Raw genomic sequence first — 21,518 nt, 5'->3', positions numbered from 1 at the left:
CATATCTGGCGTTGACTTTTGGCACGCTGTTGAGTTCTCAAGGAACGGACGCTTCCTTCGTACTCACCCTCTCGGGCTTTCCTCCGGGCGCTTCCCTTCGGTGTTTCCGACTCTATCAGTGATTTTCCGACTCCCTGACCACTGTCCTGCAGACATGCAGAAAGCGACCCAGAGATAGGATCTGACGAGTTGGTTTTCTGCCGGGTGAGGGCACTTGACCGCGCCGCACATCCCCGAGCAGGAGTACAACCGTACAGGGGTCGCAGACCACGTGCAAATCGATTAGGGTGGGTGGTCTAGACCTCTCGTCTAGACCAGGACCTGGACCTGTCCCCCGGAACCGGTACGTCACATGACATACCCTGCTGAACAGCACGCCGGAGACAGGCAGTGACGGCGCACATACAGATCTCCACTCCTTGGGAGGCTTCCCATGACCACCGTGACGTCCCCGCTTGCAGGACGGGCCATCGCACTGGCGTCCGTGCCCGATCCGGTCTTCTCCGGCGCCATGGTCGGCCCCGGGACGGCGATCGACCCCGTGCGGGAGCCCTCCGAGGCCGTCTCCCCCGTCGACGGCGTGATCGTCTCTCTGCACCCGCACGCGTTCGTCGTCGACGAGAACGGGCACGGCGTGCTCACCCACCTCGGTATCGACACGGTTCAGCTCAACGGCGAGGGATTCGAGCTGCTCGTCAACAAGGGCGACACGGTGACGCGCGGGCAGAGCATCGTGCGCTGGGACCCGGCCGCCGTCGAAGCCGCCGGCAAGTCCCCGGTCTGCCCGGTCGTGGCCCTGGAGGCCACGGCGGACGCTCTCTCCGAGCTTCGCGAGGACGGCGAAGTGAAGGCCGGCGACAGCATCTTCCTCTGGAAGTGACGCAGCCGGAACTGACGCAGCGCCGTCCCTGACGGCCACCAGGACAACCAACACGGCGGCCGGTGCCGCCGTACTAGCGGAGACGGGTGAGATGGAGACAACGCTGCGAGGCGTCGGTGTCAGCCACGGTGTGGCGATCGGCGAGGTCCGGCACATGGGTACGGCGGTGCTCGAGCCGCCGGCCAAGCAGATCCCGGCGGAGGACGCGGAGCGTGAACAGGGGCGCGCCCGCAAGGCCGTGGAGGCGGTGGCGGCCGATCTGACGGCGCGCGGGAACCTCGCCGGGGGCGAGGCCCAGGCGGTGCTCGAGGCGCAGGCCATGATGGCCCAGGACCCTGAACTGCTCGTCGACGTGGAGCGGCGCATCGCTGTCGGCAGCACGGCTGAGCGCGCGGTGTACGACGCGTTCGCCGCGTACCGTGAGCTGCTCGCGAACGCCGGTGAGTATCTGGCCGGCCGGGTGGCCGACCTCGACGACGTGCGGAACCGCATCGTCGCGCGGCTGCTCGGCGTGCCCATGCCCGGTGTGCCGGACAGCGACGAGCCGTACGTCCTGGTCGCCCGTGATCTCGCGCCCGCGGACACGGCGCTGCTCGACCCGACGCTGGTGCTCGGTTTCGTGACCGAGGAGGGCGGGCCGACGAGTCACAGCGCCATTCTGGCCCGCGCGCTCGGTGTCCCGGCCGTGGTAGCCCTGCCGGGTGCGAGCGAGCTCGCCGAGGGCACGCTGATAGCGGTCGACGGCAGCACCGGCGAGGTCTTCCTGAACCCGAGCGAGGAGAAGAAGGCGCAGCTCGAGGCGGCGTCGGCCGAGCGCAGGGCGGCGCTGGCCGCGTCCACCGGCCCCGGAGCGACCGCCGACGGTCACACAGTGCCGTTGCTGGCCAACATCGGCGGCCCGGCGGACGTGGCGGCCGCCGTCGAGGCGGGCGCGGAGGGCGTCGGTCTCTTCCGTACCGAGTTCCTGTTCCTGGACGACAGCAAGAACGCCCCGTCCGAGGAGAAGCAGATCACGGCGTACCGTCAGGTTCTCGAGGCGTTCCCCGAGGGCCGGGTGGTGGTGCGCGTGCTGGACGCGGGCGCGGACAAGCCGCTGGACTTCCTCACTCCGGCGGACGAGCCGAATCCGGCGCTGGGCGTGCGCGGTCTGCGGACGCTGCTGGACCATCCCGCGGTGCTGCGCACCCAGCTGACGGCGCTGGCCAAGGCCGCGGAGGGGCTGCCGGTGCACCTGGAGGTCATGGCCCCGATGGTCGCGGACCGGGCCGACGCCAGGGCCTTCGCGGAGGCCTGCCGGGAGGCCGGGCTGCGGGCGAAGTTCGGCGCGATGGTCGAGATTCCGTCGGCCGCGCTGCGGGCGCGCTCGGTGCTGCGGGAGGTGGAGTTCCTGTCGCTGGGCACGAACGACCTCGCGCAGTACACGTTCGCCGCGGACCGCCAGGTGGGTGCGGTCTCCCGGCTGCAGGACCCGTGGCAGCCCGCGCTGCTCGACCTGGTGGCGCTGTCCGCCGAGGCGGCGAAGGCCGAGGGCAAGAGCTGCGGCGTGTGCGGTGAGGCCGCTTCCGATCCGCTGCTGGCGTGTGTGCTGACCGGTCTGGGTGTCACCTCTCTCTCCATGGGTGCTGCGTCCATCCCGTACGTGCGGGCGTCGCTGGCGAAGTTCACGCTGGCGCAGTGCGAGCGGGCCGCGGCGGCCGCCCGGGCGGCGGACAGTGCCGAGGACGCCCGTGCCGCCGCGCAGGCGGTGTTGTCGGGCGAATAGCCGGACCGCGACCGGTTTCCGTGAGGGGCGCTCCACCCTGGGTGGGGCGCCCTTCGCGCGTTGCCGGGTTCAGTGGTGGTGGGCCGGGTCCGGGCCCTCCTCCCCGAGGTCGGGCGGCTCGCAGTAGTCGACGTTGGATTCAGGGGAGATGAGGTCCCCGGTTTCGGCGTCGGTGCAGTAGGCGTCGAAGACCTCCCCGGCGGTGAGGGGATCGAGGCCGTAGGCGCGCAGGCGCCAGCCGTGCACGCGGTCGGGGCTGCCGGGTTTGCTGGTCCGCATGACCAGTCCGCCGGGGCTCGCGGTGGCGAGGCCGACGGCCAGGACGGTGGTGAACTCGAGGGCTTCGGTCTCGTCGATGTCCAGGCGGCCGGCCAGGTCGTCCGCGTGCAGGACGGCCACGAGTGTGTCCGGCGGTCCTGAGACGCTGCAGACCAGGTGCCGGTCGCCGGGTGGGGCGGTGTCGAGGATGCGTACGAGGAGGTGCGAGGCGCGGGCGAAGGCGGCGCGGCCCAGATCCTCGCCGCAGGAGGCACAGGGGCCGAGGCGGGCCAGCAGGGTGGTCGCGTACTCCCAGGTCGCCTGGCGGACGGCCTCGTCGACGAGGGTGGGCAGGAGGTCGGCCAGTGGCCGGCCGTCGTAGGGGACGGTGGGGCCGGTCGAGGCGAGTTCGGCGGTGAACCGGGAGCGGCTGGTGTGGCTGTCGGGGTCCAGGCCGGTCCTCGCGCAGAACTCGGCGTAGTCCGCGGGGTCGAAGAGCGCCACGGTGGTGTGGCTGCCCTGCAGTGCGCGCGTCCTGAGAACGGCCTCCACGTGTTTGAGGTAGGTGGTGTGGTCGTCGAAGAGGAAGCTGTCGTAGCGCCGCATGGCGCGGAAGTCGTGCTCGTCGGTCAGCAGGCCGATGGTGCCGGCGATCTCGCGGCGCAGGACGCGTCGCAAGGTTCGGTGGTCGGTGTACGCCATGTCTCCCCCTGTACACAGTCGATCAATGCTCACTCACAGTAATCGGCGGCACTGACAACGGCGGCGGGAGGAGACGACGGCGTACCCGGAGGGGGCCCCGGAGCCGGGGTCAGGCGCGCTTGCGGGCGAGATCCTCGTAGAAGGAGAGCAGGTCGAGGTTGTCGATGGAGCCCGGGTTGACCGCCTTCTCCATGGGGGTGCCCTGGAGGAGGCGCTTGACCGGGACCTCGATGCGCTTGCCGGTGAGGGTGTGCGGAACCCCGGGCACCTCGATGATCTCGTCGGGGACGTGGCGCGGTGAGAGCTGCTCGCGGATGGTCTGCTTGATGCGGCTCAGCAGGTCCTCGTCGAGGGTGGCTCCGGGGGTCAGGTGGACGAACAGGGGCATCCAGTAGCCGCCGTCGGGCTGTTCGATGCCGATGACGAGGGATTCCCTGATCTCGGGGAGGCGTTCGACGGCTTCGTAGATGTCGGCCGAGCCCATGCGGACGCCCTGGCGGTTGAGCGTGGAGTCGGAGCGGCCGTGGATGACGACGGAGCCCCGTGAGGTGATGGTGATCCAGTCGCCGTGCCGCCAGACGCCGGGATAGGTGTCGAAGTAGCTCTCGTGGTAGCGGCTGCCGTCGGGGTCGTTCCAGAAGCGGATCGGCATGGACGGCATCGGGTTGGTGACCACCAGTTCGCCGACCTCGTCGGTCAGGGGCTTGCCGCTGGGGTCCCACGACTGCAGGTCGGTGCCCAGACCGGGTGCCTGGAGCTCTCCGACGTGGACGGGCAGGGTCGGCACGGCTCCGGCGAAGCAGGAGCACACGTCCGTGCCGCCGCTGACGGAGGCGATCCACAGGTCGTCGCGGACCTCGTCGTGCAGCCAGCGGAAGCCGTCGGGGGGCAGGGGGGAGCCGGTGGTGGCGACGCACTTGACGGCGGAGAGGTCGTGGTCGCGCGACGGGTGCACGCCGGCCTTGCGGCAGGCCATGACGTATGCGGCGGACGTGCCGTAGAGGGTGGCCCCGGTGCGTTCGGCAATCCGCCACTGCGCGCCCGTGTCGGGGTAGCCCGGGCTGCCGTCGTACAGGACGATCGTCGTTCCCGTCAGGAGGCCGGAGACGAGGAAGTTCCACATCATCCAGCCGGTCGAGGTGTACCAGAAGAAGCGGTCCCCGGGGCCCAGGTCGCAGTGGAGTCCGAGTTGCTTGAGGTGTTCGACGAGGATGCCGCCCTGGGACTGGACGATCGCCTTGGGCAGTCCGGTGGTGCCGGAGGAGTAGAGCACCCACAGCGGGTGGTCGAAGGGCACCTGCTCGTAGACCGGTTCGGTGTCCGCGGAGGTGAGGGCGGCCCAGTCGAGCGCGCCGTCGGGGGCCTCGGTGCCGATCAGGGGGATGTGCACGACGGCGCGCAGGGTGGGCAGTTCCCGGCGCAGTTCGGCGACGACGTCGCGGCGGTCGTGCTCCTTGCCGCCGTAGCGGTAGCCGTCGACGGTGAACAGGACGACGGGTTCGACCTGCTGGAAGCGGTCGAGGACGCTGCGGGCGCCGAAGTCGGGGGCGCAGGAGGTCCACACGCCGCCCACGGCCGCCGTGGCCAGGAGGGCGACGACGGCCTGCGGGATGTTCGGGAGGTAGCCGCTGACGCGGTCGCCGGGACGTACGCCGAGAGTGCGCAGTTCGGCGGCGAGGGAGCCGACCTGGCGGCGCAGCTCGGCCCAGGAGACGGGGCGTGGATCGTGGGTTTCGTCCACGTACAGCAGGGCCGGTTCGTCCGCGCGGGACTCGGTCGCGCGCAGGGCGTGCTCGGCGTAGTTCAGGGTCGCTCCGGGGAACCACTGGGCGCCGGGCATGGAGCGGTCGCCCAGTACGCGCTCGTAGGGCGTCGTGAAGCGGACGTCGAACCACTCCGTGACCGCTTGCCAGAAGGTGTCCAGCTCCTCCACGGACCAGCGGTGGAGGGCCGCGTAGCCACCTTCGGCGGGGGCGCCGTGGTGCTCGGCGGCCCATGCCTGGAACGTGGTGATCCGTGCCCGGGCGATGCGTTCCGGATCGGGCTGCCAGAGCGGCTGGGGGTTCACGGTCGACATGGGGCGGCTCCCGGACTGTGCGCGTCGTGTGCGTCCTTCGCGCACGGGCTGGGGTGTGCGCGTGACGCGGCTGACAGGGACGATGCCATGTGATCGACTTCTGCACCAGGGCGCCCCCCACATAGTCGGTGTCGTGAAGATGTGGTCCGATCACGGGTGAACGGAAGTTGAACGACACCCTTGCCGGGCGCGATCGGTGGCAGGGTGAGCCATATGGACGGTCGTGACCTGGTGCGTTCGGTGACATCGGTGGGGTCGGCTCAGGGGTTGCGTACCGTACGAGCAGCGTGGCGCAGGCGGCGGGCGGATGCCGGCGGGCTGCCGCCGCGCGGGCCGGTGCGGGCGCGGGTGCCCGGGATCGTGCGGGAGGTGGAGCCGGGGCTCGGCGGGGGGCTGATCAGGTTCGGCCGTTCCGAGCTACGGATCTTCGTCGCGGTGCACGGGGCCGTCTTCTGGGGCTGGGACGGGGCGGCTCCCGAGCCGTCCTACGCGCTGGCCGGCCGCTGCCCCGATCCTGATCCGCGGGCGGCGCTGGAACCGGACAAGGACGGTGGCTGGCGTGTGGTGGCGGAGCGCGTGACGGTCGTCGTCTCCCGGCACGGTGCGGTGGAGGTGCTGACCCCGGGAGGTGTGACGCTGCGGCGGGACCTTCCGCCGCTGTGGTGGGAACCGGTCGGCGGTGGGACCGCGCGGTGGAAGCAGCGGTCCGAGGTGCCCGCGGACGCCCGCTTCTTCGGTCTCGGGGGGCGTGCGTCGGGTCCCCGGCTGCGGGACGGTACGTACCGGCTGTGGAACACCGGCCCCGGCCGGGCCTCCGGGGCCGGTGACGGTCCGCTCTCCGTCACCATGCCGGCGCAGATGGTGGTGGCCGACGCGGGCACCCATCTGGTGTTCCACGACAGTGCGTGGGACGGCACGGTGACGCTGCGGGAGGGCGAGGAGGGCGCCGGGTCCGGGCACGACCGGCCCGGGACGAGTGAGCTGCGGATGGAGGGCGGCCCGCTGCGCTGCTGGGTGACGGTCGGCACTCCCGCGCGCGTGCTGCTCGCCTGGGCGTCGCTCACCGGGGCGCCGGCTCTGCCGCCGGCGTGGGCGCTCGGTCACCATCACGTGTGGTCGGGCGGCGGTGGTGAGGACGAGGTGCGCAGGATCGTCGAGGATCACCTGGGGCACGGATTGCCGCTGGACGCCGTGCACCTCGGCCCCGGCCACTTCGAGTCGCGGCGGGTGTTCACCGTCGACCGGGAGCGGTTCCCCAAGCTGCCGGTCCTGGCGGACGATGTGCGGCGCCAGGGGATCAGACTGGTGTCGGTCGTCGCTCCCGCCGTCGGGGAGGTGCCCACAGACGCCGTGCACGACGACGGGACGGGACGGGACGCCTTCGTACGGGGTGCCTCCGGGGAGGTCGTGCGGGGCGTGTCGTGGACCGGGGACGCGGTGTTCCCGGACTTCACGCACGCGCGCGTGCGTGAGTGGTGGGGCGCGTTGTACGCGGAACGTCTGGCACAGGGGTTCGCCGGTTTCTGGCACACCCTGGACGAGCCGACGTCGTTCACGGCCTTCGGGGAGCCGACGTTGCCGCGGTCGGCCCGGCACGCGCTGGACGGCCGCGGCGGTGATCATCGCGAGGCGCACAACGTGTACGGGCTGTGCATGGCCCGTGCGGCGTACGAGGGTCTGCGGAAGCAAGCGCCGCAGGACCGGCCGTTCGTGATCTCACGCTCCGGGTGGGCCGGCATGCAGCGGTACGGCGGGGCGTGGTCCGGCGGCGTGGGCCGGGGCTGGTCCGGTTTGCGGGCAACGCTGGCGCTGGTGCTGGGACTGGGGCTGTGCGGGGTGCCCTACTCGGGTCCGGACGTCGGCGGCTCCGACGGGGAGCGGTCGCCGGAGCTGTATCTGCGCGGGCTCCAGCTGGGGGCCTATCTGCCGTTGTTCCGCACCCGCACCGGTCCGCGTGCGGGGGACGGGGAACCGTGGGCTTTCGGTGCCGAGGTTCTCGGGCACGCGCGCGCGGCGCTCGTGGAACGCAGGCGGCTGCTGCCGTACTTCATGACGCTGGCCCACCTCGCCCGGCGTACCGGAGCTCCGTATGTGCGGCCGTTGTGGTGGGCGGCACCGGAGGAGCGCTCGTTGCGGGACTGCGAGGACACCTTCCTGCTCGGCGACTGTCTGCTGGTGGCGCCGGTGCTCGATCCCGGTGCGGACCGGCGTGCCGTGGAGCTGCCGCGCGGGCGGTGGTACGACACGGCGACGGAACGGGCGTACGAGGGGCCGGCCCAGGTGGTGGTCGACGCGCCGCTGGGGCGGATTCCGGTGTTCGCGCGCGGGGGCGCGGTCCTTCCGGTGCTGGGGGACGACGGCGGTACGGAGCTCGAGGCGTGGGCCCCGGCCCGGGGGCGGACCGGGGGCGGGCTGGTCGTGCCGGATGCCGGCGACGGGTGGGGGGAGCCGGAGATCGAGCGGTACGCGGTCCGGTGGTCGGGCCCGCGGATCGTGGTCGAGCGGGACGGCGAGGGCGGGGTCGGTGCGCCGGCCTGCCCGGTGCGCGTCCGCGGGCTCGGCCCGGCCGAGGATCAGATGTAGCGGCCCTCGAACCAGGCCCGCACGGCCAGGGTGTGCAGGGGGAACGCGAGTTCCTCGGGGCGGCGGAGCAGGCTCCGGCCCTCGGTCTCGTCGGTGGGGACGGAGGGGGGCAGGTCCTCCGCCGGCCGTTCGGGGAGGAGTCCGAACAGCAGCAGGTGCCCGTCGGGCGAGCTCATGGCGTCGGCGAGCCGTACGTCGCGGCTCGCCGCGTCGATGCCGGTCTCCTCCCTGAGTTCACGGACGACGGCCCGGCGCCAGTCCTCCCGGTCGTCGATGTAACCGCCGGGCAGGGCCCTTTCCCCGCGCGCGGGAGCGATGGACCGGGTGATGACGACCAGGGCGGTGCCCTGTGTGTCGTACACGGGCTGGAGGGCCACCGCGACGGGGAGCGGGTTGCGGTAGGCCACGGTGCCGCAGGCCGGGCAGGTGCGGGGCCAGCCGGAGACGCCCTCTCCGTAGGGCGCGCCGCAGCTCGAACAGTGGGAGTTCGGCGCGGAGTTGGAAACCATGGGAGTTTCGGACACGCGCGGGACTGTATCCGATCACGGTGGGGGCGTCTCCGGCAGGTCGGTCAGTGGCGGCCGGCGAGTGACCTGTGGGACACCGGGAAGTCGAAGTAGGTGTCCGGGTGGGCCTCGGGCTTGAAGGTGTAGTGCCACCACTCCTCGGCGAGGTTCACGAACCCGAGGTCCTCCAGCGTGTTCTTGAGCAGCAGCCGGTTGGCACGCTGTTCGCCCCGGATGCGCGGGTCGAGGGTGTGGCTGAGGGTGTCGAAGCAGTCGTAACCGGTGCCCATGTCCACGGAGCTGTCGGGGAACCGCTGGTCCTCGGGCGCGAAGCAAGGGGTGAGGGGCTGTCCGGGGCGGTACGGCCGGGTCGGCTTCGCCGGGAGTTCCACGAGGGTGAGGTCCACGGTCGAGCCCCGGCTGTGGCCCGACTTCTCGGCGATGTAACCGTCCGCGAACAGCCGGGTCTTGTCGACGCGGGGGTAGAACTCGGCCTTCATGGTCTGGTCGTCGAGGTCCTTCGCCCAGCGCACGAAGTGGTCCACCGCGCGTTGTGGCCGGTAACAGTCGTACACCTTGAGGGAGTAGCCCTGGCTGAGCAGCTTTCGCTGCGCCGTGTGGAGGGCTTCGGCGGCGGGGCGCGTGAGGATGCACAACGGCTGCTGGTAGCCGTCGATCCGCTCACCGACGAAGTTGTGCGGGGTGAAGTAGCGGATCTCCTGGATGATCGTCGGGTCCACGCTGTTCAGCGCCACGAAGTCCCGGGGTGCTGTGGGTTCGGGCTTCGCGCGGGCGGGGGCGGAAGCGGCGGTCGCGGCGAGGAGGGCGGCGACGGCGGTGGCCAGACCGCGCACCACGGCGGAGAGTCGTGTCATGCCCCCTGCATCTATCAGGAGTCGGCTTCTCCGGGAAGCGGGTGGCCGAGAACCGTTCCGGTCGGCGACCTTGACGCCCCCTGAGTGCCGGTGAACACTTCCGGTGTCAGTCGACATCGCCGTACATCTCGGCGCATTCCGGCACGCCACTCCCGGGGGCCTCCTGCGACAGGCCCACTCCCCACGGGCGATTCGACTGCGACGGCACGCTCGTCACGGACGCCGGGCGGGGCGCGGGTTCTCCCTGCCTTCGGCTGAAGTCGCCATGGGAAACGCACCCTGCACGTGAGGTCCGGGACGGATCGTCCTGGGCCAGGGCCTAGGAGCCGCCATGAGCAACGGAGACATATTCGTCGGGGAAGTCATCGGCACCGCGATACTCATCCTGTTCGGCGCCGGCGTGGTCGCGGCCGTCGTACTGAACTACTCGAAGGCGAAGGACGCAGGCTGGGTCGTCATCGCGCTGGGCTGGGGGTTCGGCGTGATGGCCGGGGCGTACACCGCCGCCCCGCTGTCCGGCGGGCACCTCAACCCGGCGGTCACCCTCGGCATCGCCATCGACACCGGGGAGTGGGACAAGGTCCACATCTACGTCGCCGGGCAGATGGCCGGTGCCATGCTCGGCGCCGTCCTGTGCTGGCTGGTCTACTACGCGCAGTTCCAGGCCAACTCCGAGGAGGACATCGCCCAGCCGACACTCGGGATCTTCTCCACGGCACCGGTGATCCGCAATCCCGTCGCGAACCTGATCACCGAGATCATCGCGACCATGGGGCTGGTGCTGCCGATCCTGGCCTTCGGGCTCACGAAGGGGCTCGGCGAGTCGGGCACCGCGATCCTCGTCGTCTCGTTCCTGGTGGTCGGGATCGGCCTCTCGCTCGGCGGCCCGACCGGGTATGCCATCAACCCGGCCCGTGACCTCGGGCCGCGCATCGTGCACGCGCTGCTTCCGATCCCCAACAAGGGCACGTCGGACTGGTCCTACGCGTGGGTGCCCGTGGTGGGACCGCTGATCGGCGCGGCGCTGTCCGGGCTCGTCTTCAACGCAGCCTTCTGAACGAACCTCCGCACGAACCGACGAAGGGGACGTCATGACGGACAAGTTCGTCGCCGCGATCGATCAGGGCACCACCTCCAGCCGCTGCATCGTCTTCGACCAGCACGGCGCGATCGTCGCCGTCGACCAGCGCGAGCACCGCCAGATCTTCCCGAAGCCGGGCTGGGTGGAGCACGACGCCACCGAGATCTGGTCCAAGGTGCAGGCCGTGGTCGCCGGGGCCCTGGCCAAGGCGGGGCTGCGCGCGGACCAGCTGAGCGCGCTCGGCATCACCAACCAGCGGGAGACGACGGTCCTGTGGGACCGGGCCACGGGCAAGCCCGTGCACAACGCGATCGTATGGCAGGACACGCGGACCGCCGCGCTCTGCAACCAGCTGGGCGGTTCGGACGGGCAGGACCGGTTCCGCGAGCAGACCGGGCTGCCCCTGGCCAGCTACTTCTCCGGGCCGAAGGCGGCCTGGCTGCTGGACAACGTGCCGGGTCTGCGGGCCCGTGCGGAGAACGGCGAGATCGCGTTCGGCACCATCGACTCCTGGCTGATCTGGAACCTCACGGGCGGCACCGATGGCGGACGGCACGTCACCGACGTGACCAACGCCGGGCGGACCATGCTGATGAACCTCCGGACGCTGCAGTGGGACACGTCCATCCTGGCCGCGATGAACGTGCCCGAGGCGGTGCTCCCGGAGATCAGGTCGTCCTCCGAGGTCTACGGGACGGCCGTGGGCCGGCTCTCCGGCGTGCCCGTCGCCTCCGCGCTGGGCGACCAGCAGGCGGCCGTTTTCGGGCAGGCCTGCTACGACGTGGGCACGGCGAAGAACACCTACGGCACCGGCAGCTTCCTGCTCCTCAACACCGGCGACCGGCCGGTGCCGTCGAAAAGCGGGCTGCTCACGACGATGGGCTACCAGATCGGCGAAGAGGCCCCCGTCTACTGCCTGGAGGGGTCGATCGCCATCACGGGCGCGCTGGTGCAGTGGTTCCGCGATCAGCTCGGCATCATCCGTACCGCCGATGAGATCGAACCGCTCGCGGCGAGCGTGGAGGACAACGGCGGGGCCTACATCGTGCCCGCGTTCTCCGGCCTCTTCGCCCCGTACTGGCGCTCCGACGCCCGCGGCGTGGTCACGGGCCTCACGCGGTACGTGACGAAGGCGCACCTGGCGCGCGCGGTGCTCGAGGCGACGAGCTGGCAGACGCGCGAGGTCGTGGACGCCATGTACCAGGACTCCGGGGTGCGGATCACCACCCTGAAGGTCGACGGAGGCATGACGAAGAACAACCTGCTGATGCAGCACCAGGCGGATGTGCTCGGGGTACCGGTGATCCGCCCCCGCGTCTCGGAGACGACCTGCCTGGGAGCCGCCTACGCGGCGGGACTCGCCACGGGCGTGTGGAACGGTCTGGACGAGCTGAAGTCGCACTGGAGGAAGGACGCCGAGTGGACGCCGGCGATGGAGGCGCCGGTGCGGGACCGTGAGTACCGCAACTGGCGCAGGGCGGTGGAGAAGAGCTTCGGCTGGATCGAGGAGGGCGACGACTGACCGCGCAGGCCCGGCGCGTCGTCCTCCGCGCGGCGGCCCGTACTCCGGTCGGCGGGGTACGGGCCGCGTGTGTGCCGTCTCCTCAGGTGGTGACCGCCCGTCGCTGCGAGGCCTGCGCCATGGCGTGCTGGACGACGCCGATCAGGGCCTCCTTGACCGCCTCGCGGTCCCGCGCGTCGCACATCAGCAGCGGTACGTGGTCGTCGAGATCGAGGGCCCGGCGGATGTCCCCGGCCGGGTAACGCGCGGCACCGTCGAAGCAGTTGACGCCGACGAGGAACGGTATGGAGCGCCGCTCGAAGTAGTCGATGGCCGCGAAACAGTCCTCCAGCCGACGGGTGTCCGCGAGGACGACGGCTCCGAGGGCACCCTCGGACAGCTCGTCCCACATGAACCAGAACCGCTCCTGGCCGGGTGTGCCGAAGAGGTACAGCACCAGGTCCTCGCGGAGGGTGATGCGGCCGAAGTCCATGGCCACGGTGGTGGTGCTCTTCGCCTCCACACCGCTGGTGTCGTCGACCGGCCGGCCGGCCTCGGTGAGGAGTTCCTCGGTGCGCAGCGGCCTGATCTCGCTGACCGCGCCGACGAGCGTGGTCTTGCCCACGCCGAAGCCGCCGGCCACCAGGATCTTGAGCGTGACGGGCTCGACCGGGGGCTTGCCGCGCTCAGAGCGCCCGAAGATCATCGATCTCTTCTCCTGCTTGATGGGGTTCGGGCGGCGGGCCGTATCCCCCGCCGCCGGGGGTTTCGATGACGAGCACGTCGTCGGCGCCGACGTCCGCCGAGTCGCTGCCGGCGAGCCGGGTGACCGTGCCGTCCGCGCGTTCGACCCGGTTGGCACCCAGTGATCCGGGTGCTCCGCCCGCCATGCCGTAGGGGGGCACCCTGCGGTGCTGGGACAGGGTGGAGACGGTCATGGGCTCGAGGAAGCGGATGCGGCGCACCGCTCCGTCCCCGCCGCGCCACCGTCCGGCGCCTCCGCTGCCGCGGCGAACCGCGAACTCCTCGAGCCGGACGGGCAGCCGCCACTCCAGGACCTCGGGGTCGGTGAGCCGCGAGTTGGTCATGTGGGTCTGGACGACGGACGCGCCGGGGAAGCCGTCTCCGGCGCCCGAACCGGACGCGACGGTCTCGTAGTACTGGTGGCGTGCGTTGCCGAAGGTGACGTTGTTCATGGTGCCGGAGCCCTCGGCCTGGACGCCGAGGGCGGCGTAGAGGGCGCCGGTGATGGCCTGGGAGGTCTCCACGTTGCCCGCGACGACGGCGGCCGGCGGCCGGGGCGCGAGCATGGAGCCCGGCGGGACGACGATCCTCAGCGGGCGCAGACAGCCGTCGTTGAGCGGGATGTCGTCGGCGACCAAAGTCCGGAAGACGTACAGGACGGCCGCGTTGACGACCGAGAAGGGGGCGTTGAAGTTGGTGGGGAGCTGGGCGGACGTCCCGGTGAAGTCGATGGTCGCGGTCCGGTTCTCGCGGTCCACCCGGACGCTCACCCGGATGACGGCGCCCGAGTCCGTCTCATAGGCGTACGCGCCGTCGTCGAGGGCGTCGATGACGCGGCGCACCGCCTCCTCGGCGTTGTCCTGGACGTGCTTCATGTAGGCCTGGACGACGTCGAGACCGAAGTTCTCGATCATGCGGCCGACCTCGTCGACGCCCTTGTGGTTGGCGGCGATCTGGGCGCGCAGGTCGGCGAGGTTGGTCTCCGGGCTGCGGGAGGGGTGGGGCGCCCGGGTGAGGAGGCGGAGGGTCTCCTCCTCGCGGAAGCGGCCGTTCTCGGTGAGCAGCCAGTTGTCGAAGAGGACGCCCTCCTCGTCGATGGTGCGGCTGTCGGCGGGCATGGAGCCCGGGGCGATGCCGCCGATCTCGGCGTGGTGGCCGCGTGAGGCGACGTGGAAGAGGACCTGGGGGTCACTCTCCGTGCCGGCCGCGGGCCCCGTGCCGAAGACCGGGGTGATCACGGTGACGTCGGGCAGATGGGTGCCGCCGTGGTAGGGGTCGTTGACAGCGTAGGTGTCCCCGGGACGCATGGCCGAGGCACGGCGCCGGATGACCTCCTTGACGCTGGTGCCCATCGAGCCCAGGTGGACGGGGATGTGCGGCGCGTTGGCCACCAGGTTTCCGTCCGGGTCGAAGAGCGCGCAGGAGAAGTCCAGGCGTTCCTTGATGTTGACGGACTGGGCGGTGGACTCCAGGCGGGCGCCCATCTGCTCGGCGATGGACATGAAGAGGTTGTTGAAGACCTCAAGCAGTACGGGATCGGCTTCCGTACCGATGTCGGAACTCTGCGTGACCGCGACGCGTTCCATGACCAGATGCCCGTGATCGGTCGCGGCGGCCCGCCAGCCGTCGTCGACGACGGTCGTCGCTCCGGACTCGGTGATGATCGCCGGTCCCGTGACGGTTTCGCCGGGGGGAAGGTCCTCGCGGCGGTGGAGGGGTACGTCGCGCCAGGCGCCGCCGGTGTGGAGGCGGACGGTCCGTGGGGCCGCGGTGCCGTGCCCCGGGGTGCCCCGGTAGGGGGCGAGGGCGGAGAGATCGGGGGGTTGCGTGATGCCGGTGGCTTCGACGGAGAGGGCTTCGACGACGATCGGGCGGTCGAGTGTGAAGGAGTACGTGGCGCGATGACGCTCTTCGAAGGTGCGCCGCATCGTGTCGGGCTCGGTCAGCTCGACGGTGAGGGTGGTGTCGGTGCCGTCGTAGCGGAGCTGGGCACGGCGGGTGACCTCGATCCGCTCCTCGGGGACGTCCTCGGCGAGGAGCTCGGCGCGGGCCGCCGTCTCCAGGTCGTCGGCGGTCCGGTGGACCCCGGGCATCGCGCCGGGCTCCAGGGGAGCCTCGACGGACTGCTCCCGCATGGCCGTGGTGTCGGCGAGGCCGATGCCGAGTGCGGACAGCACGCCCGCCATGGGCGGGACGAGGACGGTGCGGATGCCGAGGGAGTCGGCGACCATGCACGCGTGCTGTCCGCCCGCCCCGCCGAAGGTGGTGAGGGCGTACCGGGTGACGTCGTGGCCCTTCTGGACGGAGATCCGCTTCACCGCTCCGGCGATGTTGGCGACGGCGATCTGCAGATAGCCCTCGGCGACCTGTTCGGGGGTACGGTCGTCGCCGGTCCGCTCGCGGATCTCGCGGGCCAGGGCCGTGAAGCGGTCGCGGACGAGCGCGCCGTCGAGCGGCCGGTCGCCGTCCGGACCGAACACCGCGGGGAAGTGGGCGGGCTGGATGCGGCCCAGCATGACGTTGGCGTCGGTGACGGCGAGCGGGCCGCCGCGCCGGTAGCAGGCGGGCCCCGGGTCGGCGCCCGCCGAGTCCGGGCCGACGCGGTAGCGGGAGCCGTCGAAGTGGAGGACCGAGCCGCCGCCGGCGGCGACGGTGTGGATGTCCAGCATGGGGGCGCGGAGCCGGACGCCGGCGATCTGCGTGGTGAAGACGCGTTCGTACTCGCCCGCGAAGTGCGAGACGTCGGTGGAGGTGCCGCCCATGTCGAAGCCGATGACGCGGTCGAAGCCGGCGAGCTGCGACATGCGCGCCATACCGACGATGCCGCCGGCCGGCCCGGAGAGGACGGCGTCCTTGCCGCGGAACTGCCCGGCCTCGGTGAGACCACCGTTGGACTGCATGAACATCAGCCGTACGCCCTCGAGTTCGTCGGCGACGTGCCGGACGTAGCGACGCAGTACGGGCGAGAGGTAGGCGTCGACGACGGCGGTGTCCCCGCGCGGGACGAGCTTCATCAGGGGGCTGACCTCGCTGGACAGCGAGATCTGCGGGAAGCCGACGCGGGCGGCGAGGTCCCCGATCTCCCGTTCGTGAGCGGGGTGGAGGTGGCTGTGCACGCAGACCACGGCGACGGCCCGGATCCCGGCGTCGTGGGCCTGTCGCAGCGGCACGGTGAGGGCGTCCAGGTCCGGGGCGCGCAGGACGGTGCCGTCGGCGGCGATGCGTTCGTCCACCTCGACGACCCGTTCGTACAGCAGCTCGGGCAGGTCGATGCGGCGGGCGAAGATGCGGGGGCGGTTCTGGTAGGCGATGCGCAGGGCGTCGCGGAAGCCGCGGGTGACGACGAGCAGGGTGCGTTCGCCCTTGCGTTCGAGAAGGGCGTTGGTGGCGACCGTGGTGCCCATGCGTACGGCGTCGACGGGCGCGCCGGATCCGGCCAGCAGCGCGCGGACGCCCACGACCGCCGCGTCGGTGCCGCCCGCCGCCCGGCCCGGGAGAGGCCGGGCCGGGGCCGGGTTGTCGGACAGGACCTTGTGGGTGAGCAGCCGGCCGTCGGGGCGCCGCGCGACGATGTCGGTGAAGGTGCCGCCTCGGTCGACCCAGAACTGCCAGCCTGTCACGTCAGTACCCCGCTTCCGCGCCGGTCACAGCGCCCGGAGGCCGTTGATCACGTCGCGCAGAATACTCTCGTCCGGCAGTTCGGCCGGGGGTACGGGCCGGTTCACATGGACGAATTCGGAGTCCACGAGGTCTCCGACGAGGACCCGGACCACTCCGATCGGCAGGTCGAGTTCGGCGGCGAGTTCGGCGACCGTCTGCGAGGTGTCGCGGCACAGTTCCACGATGTCCACGTGCTCCGGGGACAGGGTGGGATCGTTCTCCGGATCGTCGGCGTGCGGCTCCGTGACGACCACCGCGATCAGGTCGAGGCGGTGCTGGACCGCACTGGTGGTGCGGCCCCGCGTCATGGCGTACGGACGGACGACCGGTCCGGCCTCGTCGTCGAACCAGTGGCTTCTACCCTGACCGTCAGCGCTCATGTCATCCCACTACCCGCCCGAGGGCAGATCGGTGCGCGGAGCGGCGCCCAGATGCACACCGACCCGCTTCACGAGCAGCGTCATCTCGTAGGCGACCTGTCCGACGTCCGAGTCGGCGTCCGCGAGGACGGCGAGGCAGCTGCCGTCGCCGGCGGCGGTGACGAGCAGGAACGCCTCGTCGAGTTCGACGACGGTCTGGCGGACGTCACCGGCCTCGAAGTGGCGGCCCACGCCCTTGGCGAGACTGTGGAAGCCGGAGGCGACGGCGGCCAGGTGCTCACTGTCCTCCCGGGTCAGGTCCTTCGACGCGCCGGTGGGCAGGCCGTCGCCGGAGAGCACGATCGCCTTGCGGATGCTGGCGACGCGGTCCACCAGGTCGTCGAGGAGCCAGTTCAGCTCCCCCTTGTCGGTCTCGGTGTGGCCGGTGGCCCTCGGTGCGGTCATCGACCGTCCCCCTTTGTCGTTCGTCGTGGTGCTGTGCCGCTGTCGGTCTCGTCGCCTGCGGCGTTCTCCTCGCGGCCGCGCTGCCAGCCGCGCTGGAGCGAGGCCATGCGGCTGCGTACTTCGTCCGCGTCCCGTTCAACGGGCAGGTCCTTGCCCTCGTTCCGGGGCCCCGCACTGCGCTTGAGCTGGGGGGCCAGGCTGGCCTGCCGCACCCGCCGGGGCAGCGCTCCCCCGCCGGGCTGTACGGCGCCGGTGTCCGGTCCTTCGGGGGCCGGTGCGGAGTCGTCGGGTCCGTTCGGCCCGGTCGCGGGGCGGCGGGTGCGCCGGGGAAGGCCGGCCGGCGGCTCCGGCGGGGCCTCGCGCGCGGGGCCGGCGGCTGCCGGAGTGCCGCTCTGCTCCGCGGCACCGGCGCCGGGGCGGGACGCGTCCGCGGACCGTCGGCGGGCGGGCAGGGGCGGCAGTGTCCGCGGGTCCGGTTCTTCGCGCTCGTGGCCGGAGGAGAGCCGTCCGGTGCGACGGCGGGCCGGAAGCGGGGCCAGGGGTTCCGCGCCCGGACGGTCAGGCTCCCGGCGTCCCGCGGGGTCCTCACCGCGGCGACGGGCGGGCGGCGGAGGTGCCGCTTCCAGCTCGGGGTGGGCCGGCGGGGCCGTCTCCCCCTCGTCCGTCCGCTCACCGCGGGCGCGCTGGTCGCGGACCGGACGGCCGTGGGAGCTGACCAGTTTGGGCGTCGCCCTGCGGGCGAGCGGAACCGGGACGCTCGTCCCCTCGTCCGCGTCCGGGCCCTTCGGGGTGCCGGGGCTCGGCCGGCGGGGCTCACGGCTGCGGTCCGGCCGCTCGTCCTTGGTGCCGCCGAGGGAGCGGCGGGGACGGAAGAGACCGCCGTTCTCGCCCTCCTCGTCACCCAGGGAGACGGGGAATCCGTCAAGGGCGTCCAGGTCGACGGGAGCCTCCAGTTCGACCGGCCCGTCCAGCACCGAGGCGGGCAGCCGGGGCAACTGGACGGGCACCTGGGAGAGCGCGGCGCGGCGGCTCTCCTCCGGCTCCCTGTCCGTGGGGCGCTGGGGACGGTCGAGGCGGAAGCCGACACCGTTGGTGTCCGGGATGTCGTCCGTCAGCAGCGCGTCGGGGATGAAGACGACCGCCGTGGTGCCGCCGTACGGGGAGGGCTGCAGGGAGACCCGGACGTTCTGGCGCTGGGCGAGCCGGCTGACCACGAACAGCCCGAGCCGGTCCGTGTCGGAGAGTTCGAACTCCGGGGTCTCGGCGAGCCGGAGATTGGCGTCCAGGAGCGCGTCGGCCGCCATGCCGAGCCCGCGGTCGTGGATCTCCAGGGTGAAGCCGTTGCCGACGCGGTCGCCCAGGACCTGGACGGCGGTGTGCGGCGGGGAGAACACCGTGGCGTTCTCCAGCAGTTCGGCCACGAGATGGGTGAGGTCGGCGACGGCCGGTCCGGTGACGGCGACCCTCGGCAGGCGGCGGACCTCGATGCGCTCGTAGTCCTCGACCTCGGCGACGGCGGCGCGTACGACGTCCATGAGCTGGACGGGCTTGCGCCACTGCCGGGAGGGCGCGGCGCCGGAGAGGATCACCAGGCCCTCGGCGTGCCGGCGCATACGGGTGGTGAGGTGGTCCAGGCGGAACAGGTCGGCGAGTTCCCCGGTGTCCTCGGTCCTGCGCTCCATGGTGTCCAGCAGGGTGAGCTGCTTGTGCAGCAGGACCTGGCTGCGGCGGGCGAGGTTGACGAACACCTCGGACACGCCGGCGCGCAGTTCGGCCTGTTTGACGGCGGCCTCCACGGCGGCGCGCTGCAGCGTGTTGAGGGCCTGGCCGACCTCTCCCATCTCGTTCTTGTCGTACTCCAGGCGCGGGACCTCGGTCTCGACGTCGACCTGTTCGCCGGCCGAGAGGCGGCGCATCACACTGGGCAGCCGCACGCCGGACGCCTCGTGGGCCTCCAGGCGCAGTTGCCGGAGGTCGCGGATGAGTCCGCGTCCGACGCGTACGGAGAGGAAGAGGGAGACCACGAGGGCGATCAGTCCGAGCACGCCCGCGACGACGGCCTGGGCGATGACGCCCATGGCGACGGGGCGGACGCGGTCCTGGTAGCGGTCGGTGGCCTGGTCGTTGAGCCTGCCGAGTTCGGCGAGCACGTTGCCGGCGGCGGTGTCCCAGCTCTTGGCGGTGATCCCGCGGGGCGGCCCGGTGCCGGAGGAGACGGCGGCCTCCTCGCCCACCCGCAGCGGGGCGGACGCGGCGTTCTTCCAGAAGGTCTCGTAGCGGTCGCGTTCGGACGCGGGCAGCTGCGGCAGCCCGGCGTCGTACATCAGCGTGCGCTGGGCCACGAGGTCGGAGATGTCCCGCACCTCGGAACGGGACAGCCTGCCGACGATCAGGGCGGAGCCGAGCAGGGCGTCCTCGCGGGAGAGCAGTTCGCGGGCGCGGGCCAGACTGACCAGGGCGCGGTACTGCTTGTCGAGCTCGACGTCCTCGACCACGTGCAGATTGGCCAGCAGCACGTAGCACGGGTCGACCAGCCGGTTGTAGAGGTCGAGGGCCTGGGAGCGGTTGACGGTGCCGTCCTCGACGCTGCGCCGGAGGGACTCGATGCCGTCGAAGGAGTCCAGCACCGCGTTCAGCTCACCGGAGTCGCCGTGCATGGCCTCGCGCACGTCGGCTTGGGCCGCGTTCCTGCGGACCTTCGCGACGGCCTTGTCGGTGGCGGCACGGCTGCGCCGGAGTGCGGCGAGTCCGTCGGAGGCGCGGGGGTCGGCGAGATGGACGAGGGTCTGCCGGCGCTCCTGCTGGAGGACGCGCACGGTGTCCTCGACGGGGTAGCCGACGTCCTCCATCACCGCCGAGACGTCGAAGAGGTGACTTGCCTCGCGGCCCGTGAGCACCGTGGTGAAGGCCCAGATCGTCGTCAGCGACACCAGCGGCACGAGAAGCAGCGCCACGATCTTCCGGCGGATGGACTTCCCGCGAAAGCGCATGGCCTCCCCCAGCTCGGCCCCCGGGCGACCGGAGGCACACATGTGCGTCAACAAACGGCGCGAGCCTACTACCGCGCCGGGGACAACTCGAAGACCCGTCCGGAAGCTGCAGTTCCGTGCCGGTGGCGGGAGATGGTGAGTTGTCCGGCCATTGGGGGAGATTGCCCACCGGAATCCGGGGTGTGCGCCCCGAACCCGTCTCCCGGACGAACAGGGACTGTTGGCCGGATTCTTTCCCAGTCGGGAATCTTCTCGACGTGTCGTTCGTCCTTCTCTGTGGGACATGGGGGCGGAATCGGCCACAGGAGCCGTGCCCCGCACCTGGGCGGCGTAAAACAGCGCAAGCCGGGCAGCCACTGGGGAGTGGGGTCTTCGGACACGAGCGAGTGGTTTGCCGGCGGTGGGGAGTGACACGTTGATGGGCACGGCGGAGCGGCGCGAGGCGCCCGAGGGCGGCGCGGCGGCGCGGACGACGGCGCGGACGGATGCCGGGGCACCGGGCCGCGGCATACCCGCAGCAGAGCGCGGGGCCACCGGGCGGAGGCCGGCTCGCAAGGACCAGGCCGGCGGCGAGTCCGGCGGTACCCGGGAGCAGGCGCACTACCGGCCGCTGTGGGTCGAGGAGCCGGCGCGGCGGCGCCGCCTTCCGGATCCGGTCCGCACCTCGGCCGTGCGGGCCGTGATCGTCATCGCCGTGACACTGATTCAGGCCATGGTGGCCTTCCTGTGCACGCTGGCCGGGTCCTGGCTGGCGTTCCCCATGGTCATCGGCAGCGTCGTCAGTACGATCCTGGCCACCTGGGCGGCTCTGGACGTGTGGGTGACCCGCCAGGTCTGGAACCAGCGCAACGGTGTGGTGTCCGCGCCCAGCAGCACGGCGCGCGCCCTGCGGCGCGAGCGGCGCCGTGCCCGCCGTCAGGAGCGGTCGGCCGAGCGCGCGCGGGCTCGGATACGCCGGCGCGGTGGAGCCGGTCAGCTCTCCCATCCCTGACACCGCCAGGACTCACCGGCACCGCCGGCGCCGCGGGCTCTCGGTACCCTGGGGTTTCGTATGACGCACGTCTGAGCGTCCCGC

15 protein-coding genes are annotated in these 21,518 nt (G+C 71.7%); 6 read left to right on the top strand and 9 right to left on the bottom strand.

What is annotated here, in order from left to right:
- Nucleotides 1-433: 433 nt before the first annotated feature.
- Nucleotides 434-880: a PTS sugar transporter subunit IIA gene (locus tag F1615_RS32355; protein WP_149552597.1), complete on the top strand. Its 447-nt coding sequence runs from the start codon at nt 434-436 to the stop codon at nt 878-880.
- Between the two features lie 91 nt (nt 881-971).
- Nucleotides 972-2,642, top strand: a complete 1,671-nt coding sequence (gene ptsP / locus F1615_RS32350; RefSeq protein WP_149552596.1) for a phosphoenolpyruvate--protein phosphotransferase — start codon at nt 972-974, stop codon at nt 2,640-2,642.
- Nucleotides 2,643-2,711: 69 nt separating this feature from the next.
- Here the strand turns inward: ptsP and F1615_RS32345 are convergent, their stop codons facing one another.
- Nucleotides 2,712-3,602 (bottom strand): hypothetical protein, encoded by an 891-nt coding sequence (locus tag F1615_RS32345; protein ID WP_149552595.1) that lies wholly within the window; start codon nt 3,600-3,602, stop codon nt 2,712-2,714.
- A gap of 109 nt (nt 3,603-3,711) precedes the next feature.
- Complete coding sequence (locus F1615_RS32340; protein WP_149552594.1) at nt 3,712-5,679, bottom strand: acetoacetate--CoA ligase; 1,968 nt, start codon at nt 5,677-5,679, stop codon at nt 3,712-3,714.
- A 213-nt stretch (nt 5,680-5,892) separates the two neighbouring features.
- Between F1615_RS32340 and F1615_RS32335 the strand changes: the two genes are divergently transcribed.
- A complete protein-coding gene (locus tag F1615_RS32335) occupies nt 5,893-8,262 on the top strand; it encodes a glycoside hydrolase family 31 protein (protein WP_149552593.1) in 2,370 nt (789 codons plus the stop codon).
- On the opposite strand, the gene F1615_RS32330 is transcribed toward F1615_RS32335, so the two are convergent.
- Both F1615_RS32330 and F1615_RS32325 read right to left on the bottom strand, forming a co-directional pair.
- Nucleotides 8,253-8,771, bottom strand: a complete 519-nt coding sequence (locus F1615_RS32330) for an NUDIX domain-containing protein (protein WP_425385673.1) — start codon at nt 8,769-8,771, stop codon at nt 8,253-8,255. The genes F1615_RS32335 and F1615_RS32330 overlap by 10 nt on opposite strands.
- A 62-nt stretch (nt 8,772-8,833) precedes the next feature.
- Complete coding sequence (locus tag F1615_RS32325; protein WP_149552591.1) at nt 8,834-9,643, bottom strand: M15 family metallopeptidase; 810 nt, start codon at nt 9,641-9,643, stop codon at nt 8,834-8,836.
- 331 nt (nt 9,644-9,974) lie between these two features.
- On the opposite strand from F1615_RS32325, the gene F1615_RS32320 reads away from it, so the two are divergent.
- Complete coding sequence (locus F1615_RS32320) at nt 9,975-10,700, top strand: MIP/aquaporin family protein (RefSeq protein WP_149552590.1); 726 nt, start codon at nt 9,975-9,977, stop codon at nt 10,698-10,700.
- 34 nt (nt 10,701-10,734) lie between these two features.
- Nucleotides 10,735-12,246 (top strand): glycerol kinase GlpK, encoded by a 1,512-nt coding sequence (gene glpK, locus F1615_RS32315; protein ID WP_149552589.1) that lies wholly within the window; start codon nt 10,735-10,737, stop codon nt 12,244-12,246.
- An 82-nt stretch (nt 12,247-12,328) separates the two neighbouring features.
- Here glpK and F1615_RS32310 read toward each other — a convergent pair whose 3' ends face one another.
- The 5 genes from F1615_RS32310 to F1615_RS32290 are packed head-to-tail and all read right to left on the bottom strand — an operon-like array spanning nt 12,329 to nt 20,443.
- The gene (locus tag F1615_RS32310) at nt 12,329-12,931 is read right to left on the bottom strand and encodes a GTP-binding protein (RefSeq protein ID WP_149552588.1); all 603 of its coding nucleotides are present in this window, start codon (nt 12,929-12,931) and stop codon (nt 12,329-12,331) included.
- The gene (locus F1615_RS32305; protein WP_149552587.1) at nt 12,912-16,589 is read right to left on the bottom strand and encodes a hydantoinase B/oxoprolinase family protein; all 3,678 of its coding nucleotides are present in this window, start codon (nt 16,587-16,589) and stop codon (nt 12,912-12,914) included. Before F1615_RS32305 ends, F1615_RS32310 begins: the two co-directional genes overlap by 20 nt.
- 24 nt (nt 16,590-16,613) lie before the next feature.
- Nucleotides 16,614-17,009 carry a DUF742 domain-containing protein gene (locus F1615_RS32300; RefSeq protein WP_149552586.1) on the bottom strand — a complete coding sequence of 132 codons (396 nt, stop codon included), beginning with the start codon at nt 17,007-17,009 and terminating at the stop codon, nt 16,614-16,616.
- Nucleotides 17,010-17,018: 9 nt separating this feature from the next.
- A complete protein-coding gene (locus F1615_RS32295; RefSeq protein WP_149552585.1) occupies nt 17,019-17,453 on the bottom strand; it encodes a roadblock/LC7 domain-containing protein in 435 nt (144 codons plus the stop codon).
- Nucleotides 17,450-20,443 (bottom strand): sensor histidine kinase, encoded by a 2,994-nt coding sequence (locus tag F1615_RS32290; RefSeq protein ID WP_149552584.1) that lies wholly within the window; start codon nt 20,441-20,443, stop codon nt 17,450-17,452. Before F1615_RS32290 ends, F1615_RS32295 begins: the two co-directional genes overlap by 4 nt.
- A 418-nt stretch (nt 20,444-20,861) precedes the next feature.
- Here F1615_RS32290 and F1615_RS32285 point away from each other — a divergent pair, with 418 nt between their 5' ends.
- Complete coding sequence (locus F1615_RS32285; protein ID WP_149552583.1) at nt 20,862-21,434, top strand: hypothetical protein; 573 nt, start codon at nt 20,862-20,864, stop codon at nt 21,432-21,434.
- Nucleotides 21,435-21,518: the final 84 nt, after the last annotated feature.

Source organism: Streptomyces marokkonensis, assembly GCF_008312835.1.
Classification (GTDB): Bacteria; Actinomycetota; Actinomycetes; order Streptomycetales; family Streptomycetaceae; genus Streptomyces; species Streptomyces marokkonensis_A.
The sequence above is the reverse complement of the archived record's forward strand: the minus strand, read 5'-3'. Positions and strand labels throughout refer to the sequence as shown.

Excerpts from the sequence above, each read along its gene's own strand:
- F1615_RS32355 (WP_149552597.1), top strand. The coding sequence starts at position 434 with ATGACCACCGTGACGTCCCCGCTTGCAGGACGGGCCATCGCACTGGCG.
- ptsP (WP_149552596.1), top strand. The coding sequence starts at position 972 with ATGGAGACAACGCTGCGAGGCGTCGGTGTCAGCCACGGTGTGGCGATC.
- F1615_RS32345 (WP_149552595.1), bottom strand. The coding sequence starts at position 3,602 with ATGGCGTACACCGACCACCGAACCTTGCGACGCGTCCTGCGCCGCGAG.
- F1615_RS32340 (WP_149552594.1), bottom strand. The coding sequence starts at position 5,679 with ATGTCGACCGTGAACCCCCAGCCGCTCTGGCAGCCCGATCCGGAACGC.
- F1615_RS32335 (WP_149552593.1), top strand. The coding sequence starts at position 5,893 with ATGGACGGTCGTGACCTGGTGCGTTCGGTGACATCGGTGGGGTCGGCT.
- F1615_RS32330 (WP_425385673.1), bottom strand. The coding sequence starts at position 8,771 with ATGGTTTCCAACTCCGCGCCGAACTCCCACTGTTCGAGCTGCGGCGCG.
- F1615_RS32325 (WP_149552591.1), bottom strand. The coding sequence starts at position 9,643 with ATGACACGACTCTCCGCCGTGGTGCGCGGTCTGGCCACCGCCGTCGCC.
- F1615_RS32320 (WP_149552590.1), top strand. The coding sequence starts at position 9,975 with ATGAGCAACGGAGACATATTCGTCGGGGAAGTCATCGGCACCGCGATA.
- glpK (WP_149552589.1), top strand. The coding sequence starts at position 10,735 with ATGACGGACAAGTTCGTCGCCGCGATCGATCAGGGCACCACCTCCAGC.
- F1615_RS32310 (WP_149552588.1), bottom strand. The coding sequence starts at position 12,931 with ATGATCTTCGGGCGCTCTGAGCGCGGCAAGCCCCCGGTCGAGCCCGTC.
- F1615_RS32300 (WP_149552586.1), bottom strand. The coding sequence starts at position 17,009 with ATGAGCGCTGACGGTCAGGGTAGAAGCCACTGGTTCGACGACGAGGCC.
- F1615_RS32295 (WP_149552585.1), bottom strand. The coding sequence starts at position 17,453 with ATGACCGCACCGAGGGCCACCGGCCACACCGAGACCGACAAGGGGGAG.
- F1615_RS32290 (WP_149552584.1), bottom strand. The coding sequence starts at position 20,443 with ATGCGCTTTCGCGGGAAGTCCATCCGCCGGAAGATCGTGGCGCTGCTT.
- F1615_RS32285 (WP_149552583.1), top strand. The coding sequence starts at position 20,862 with ATGGGCACGGCGGAGCGGCGCGAGGCGCCCGAGGGCGGCGCGGCGGCG.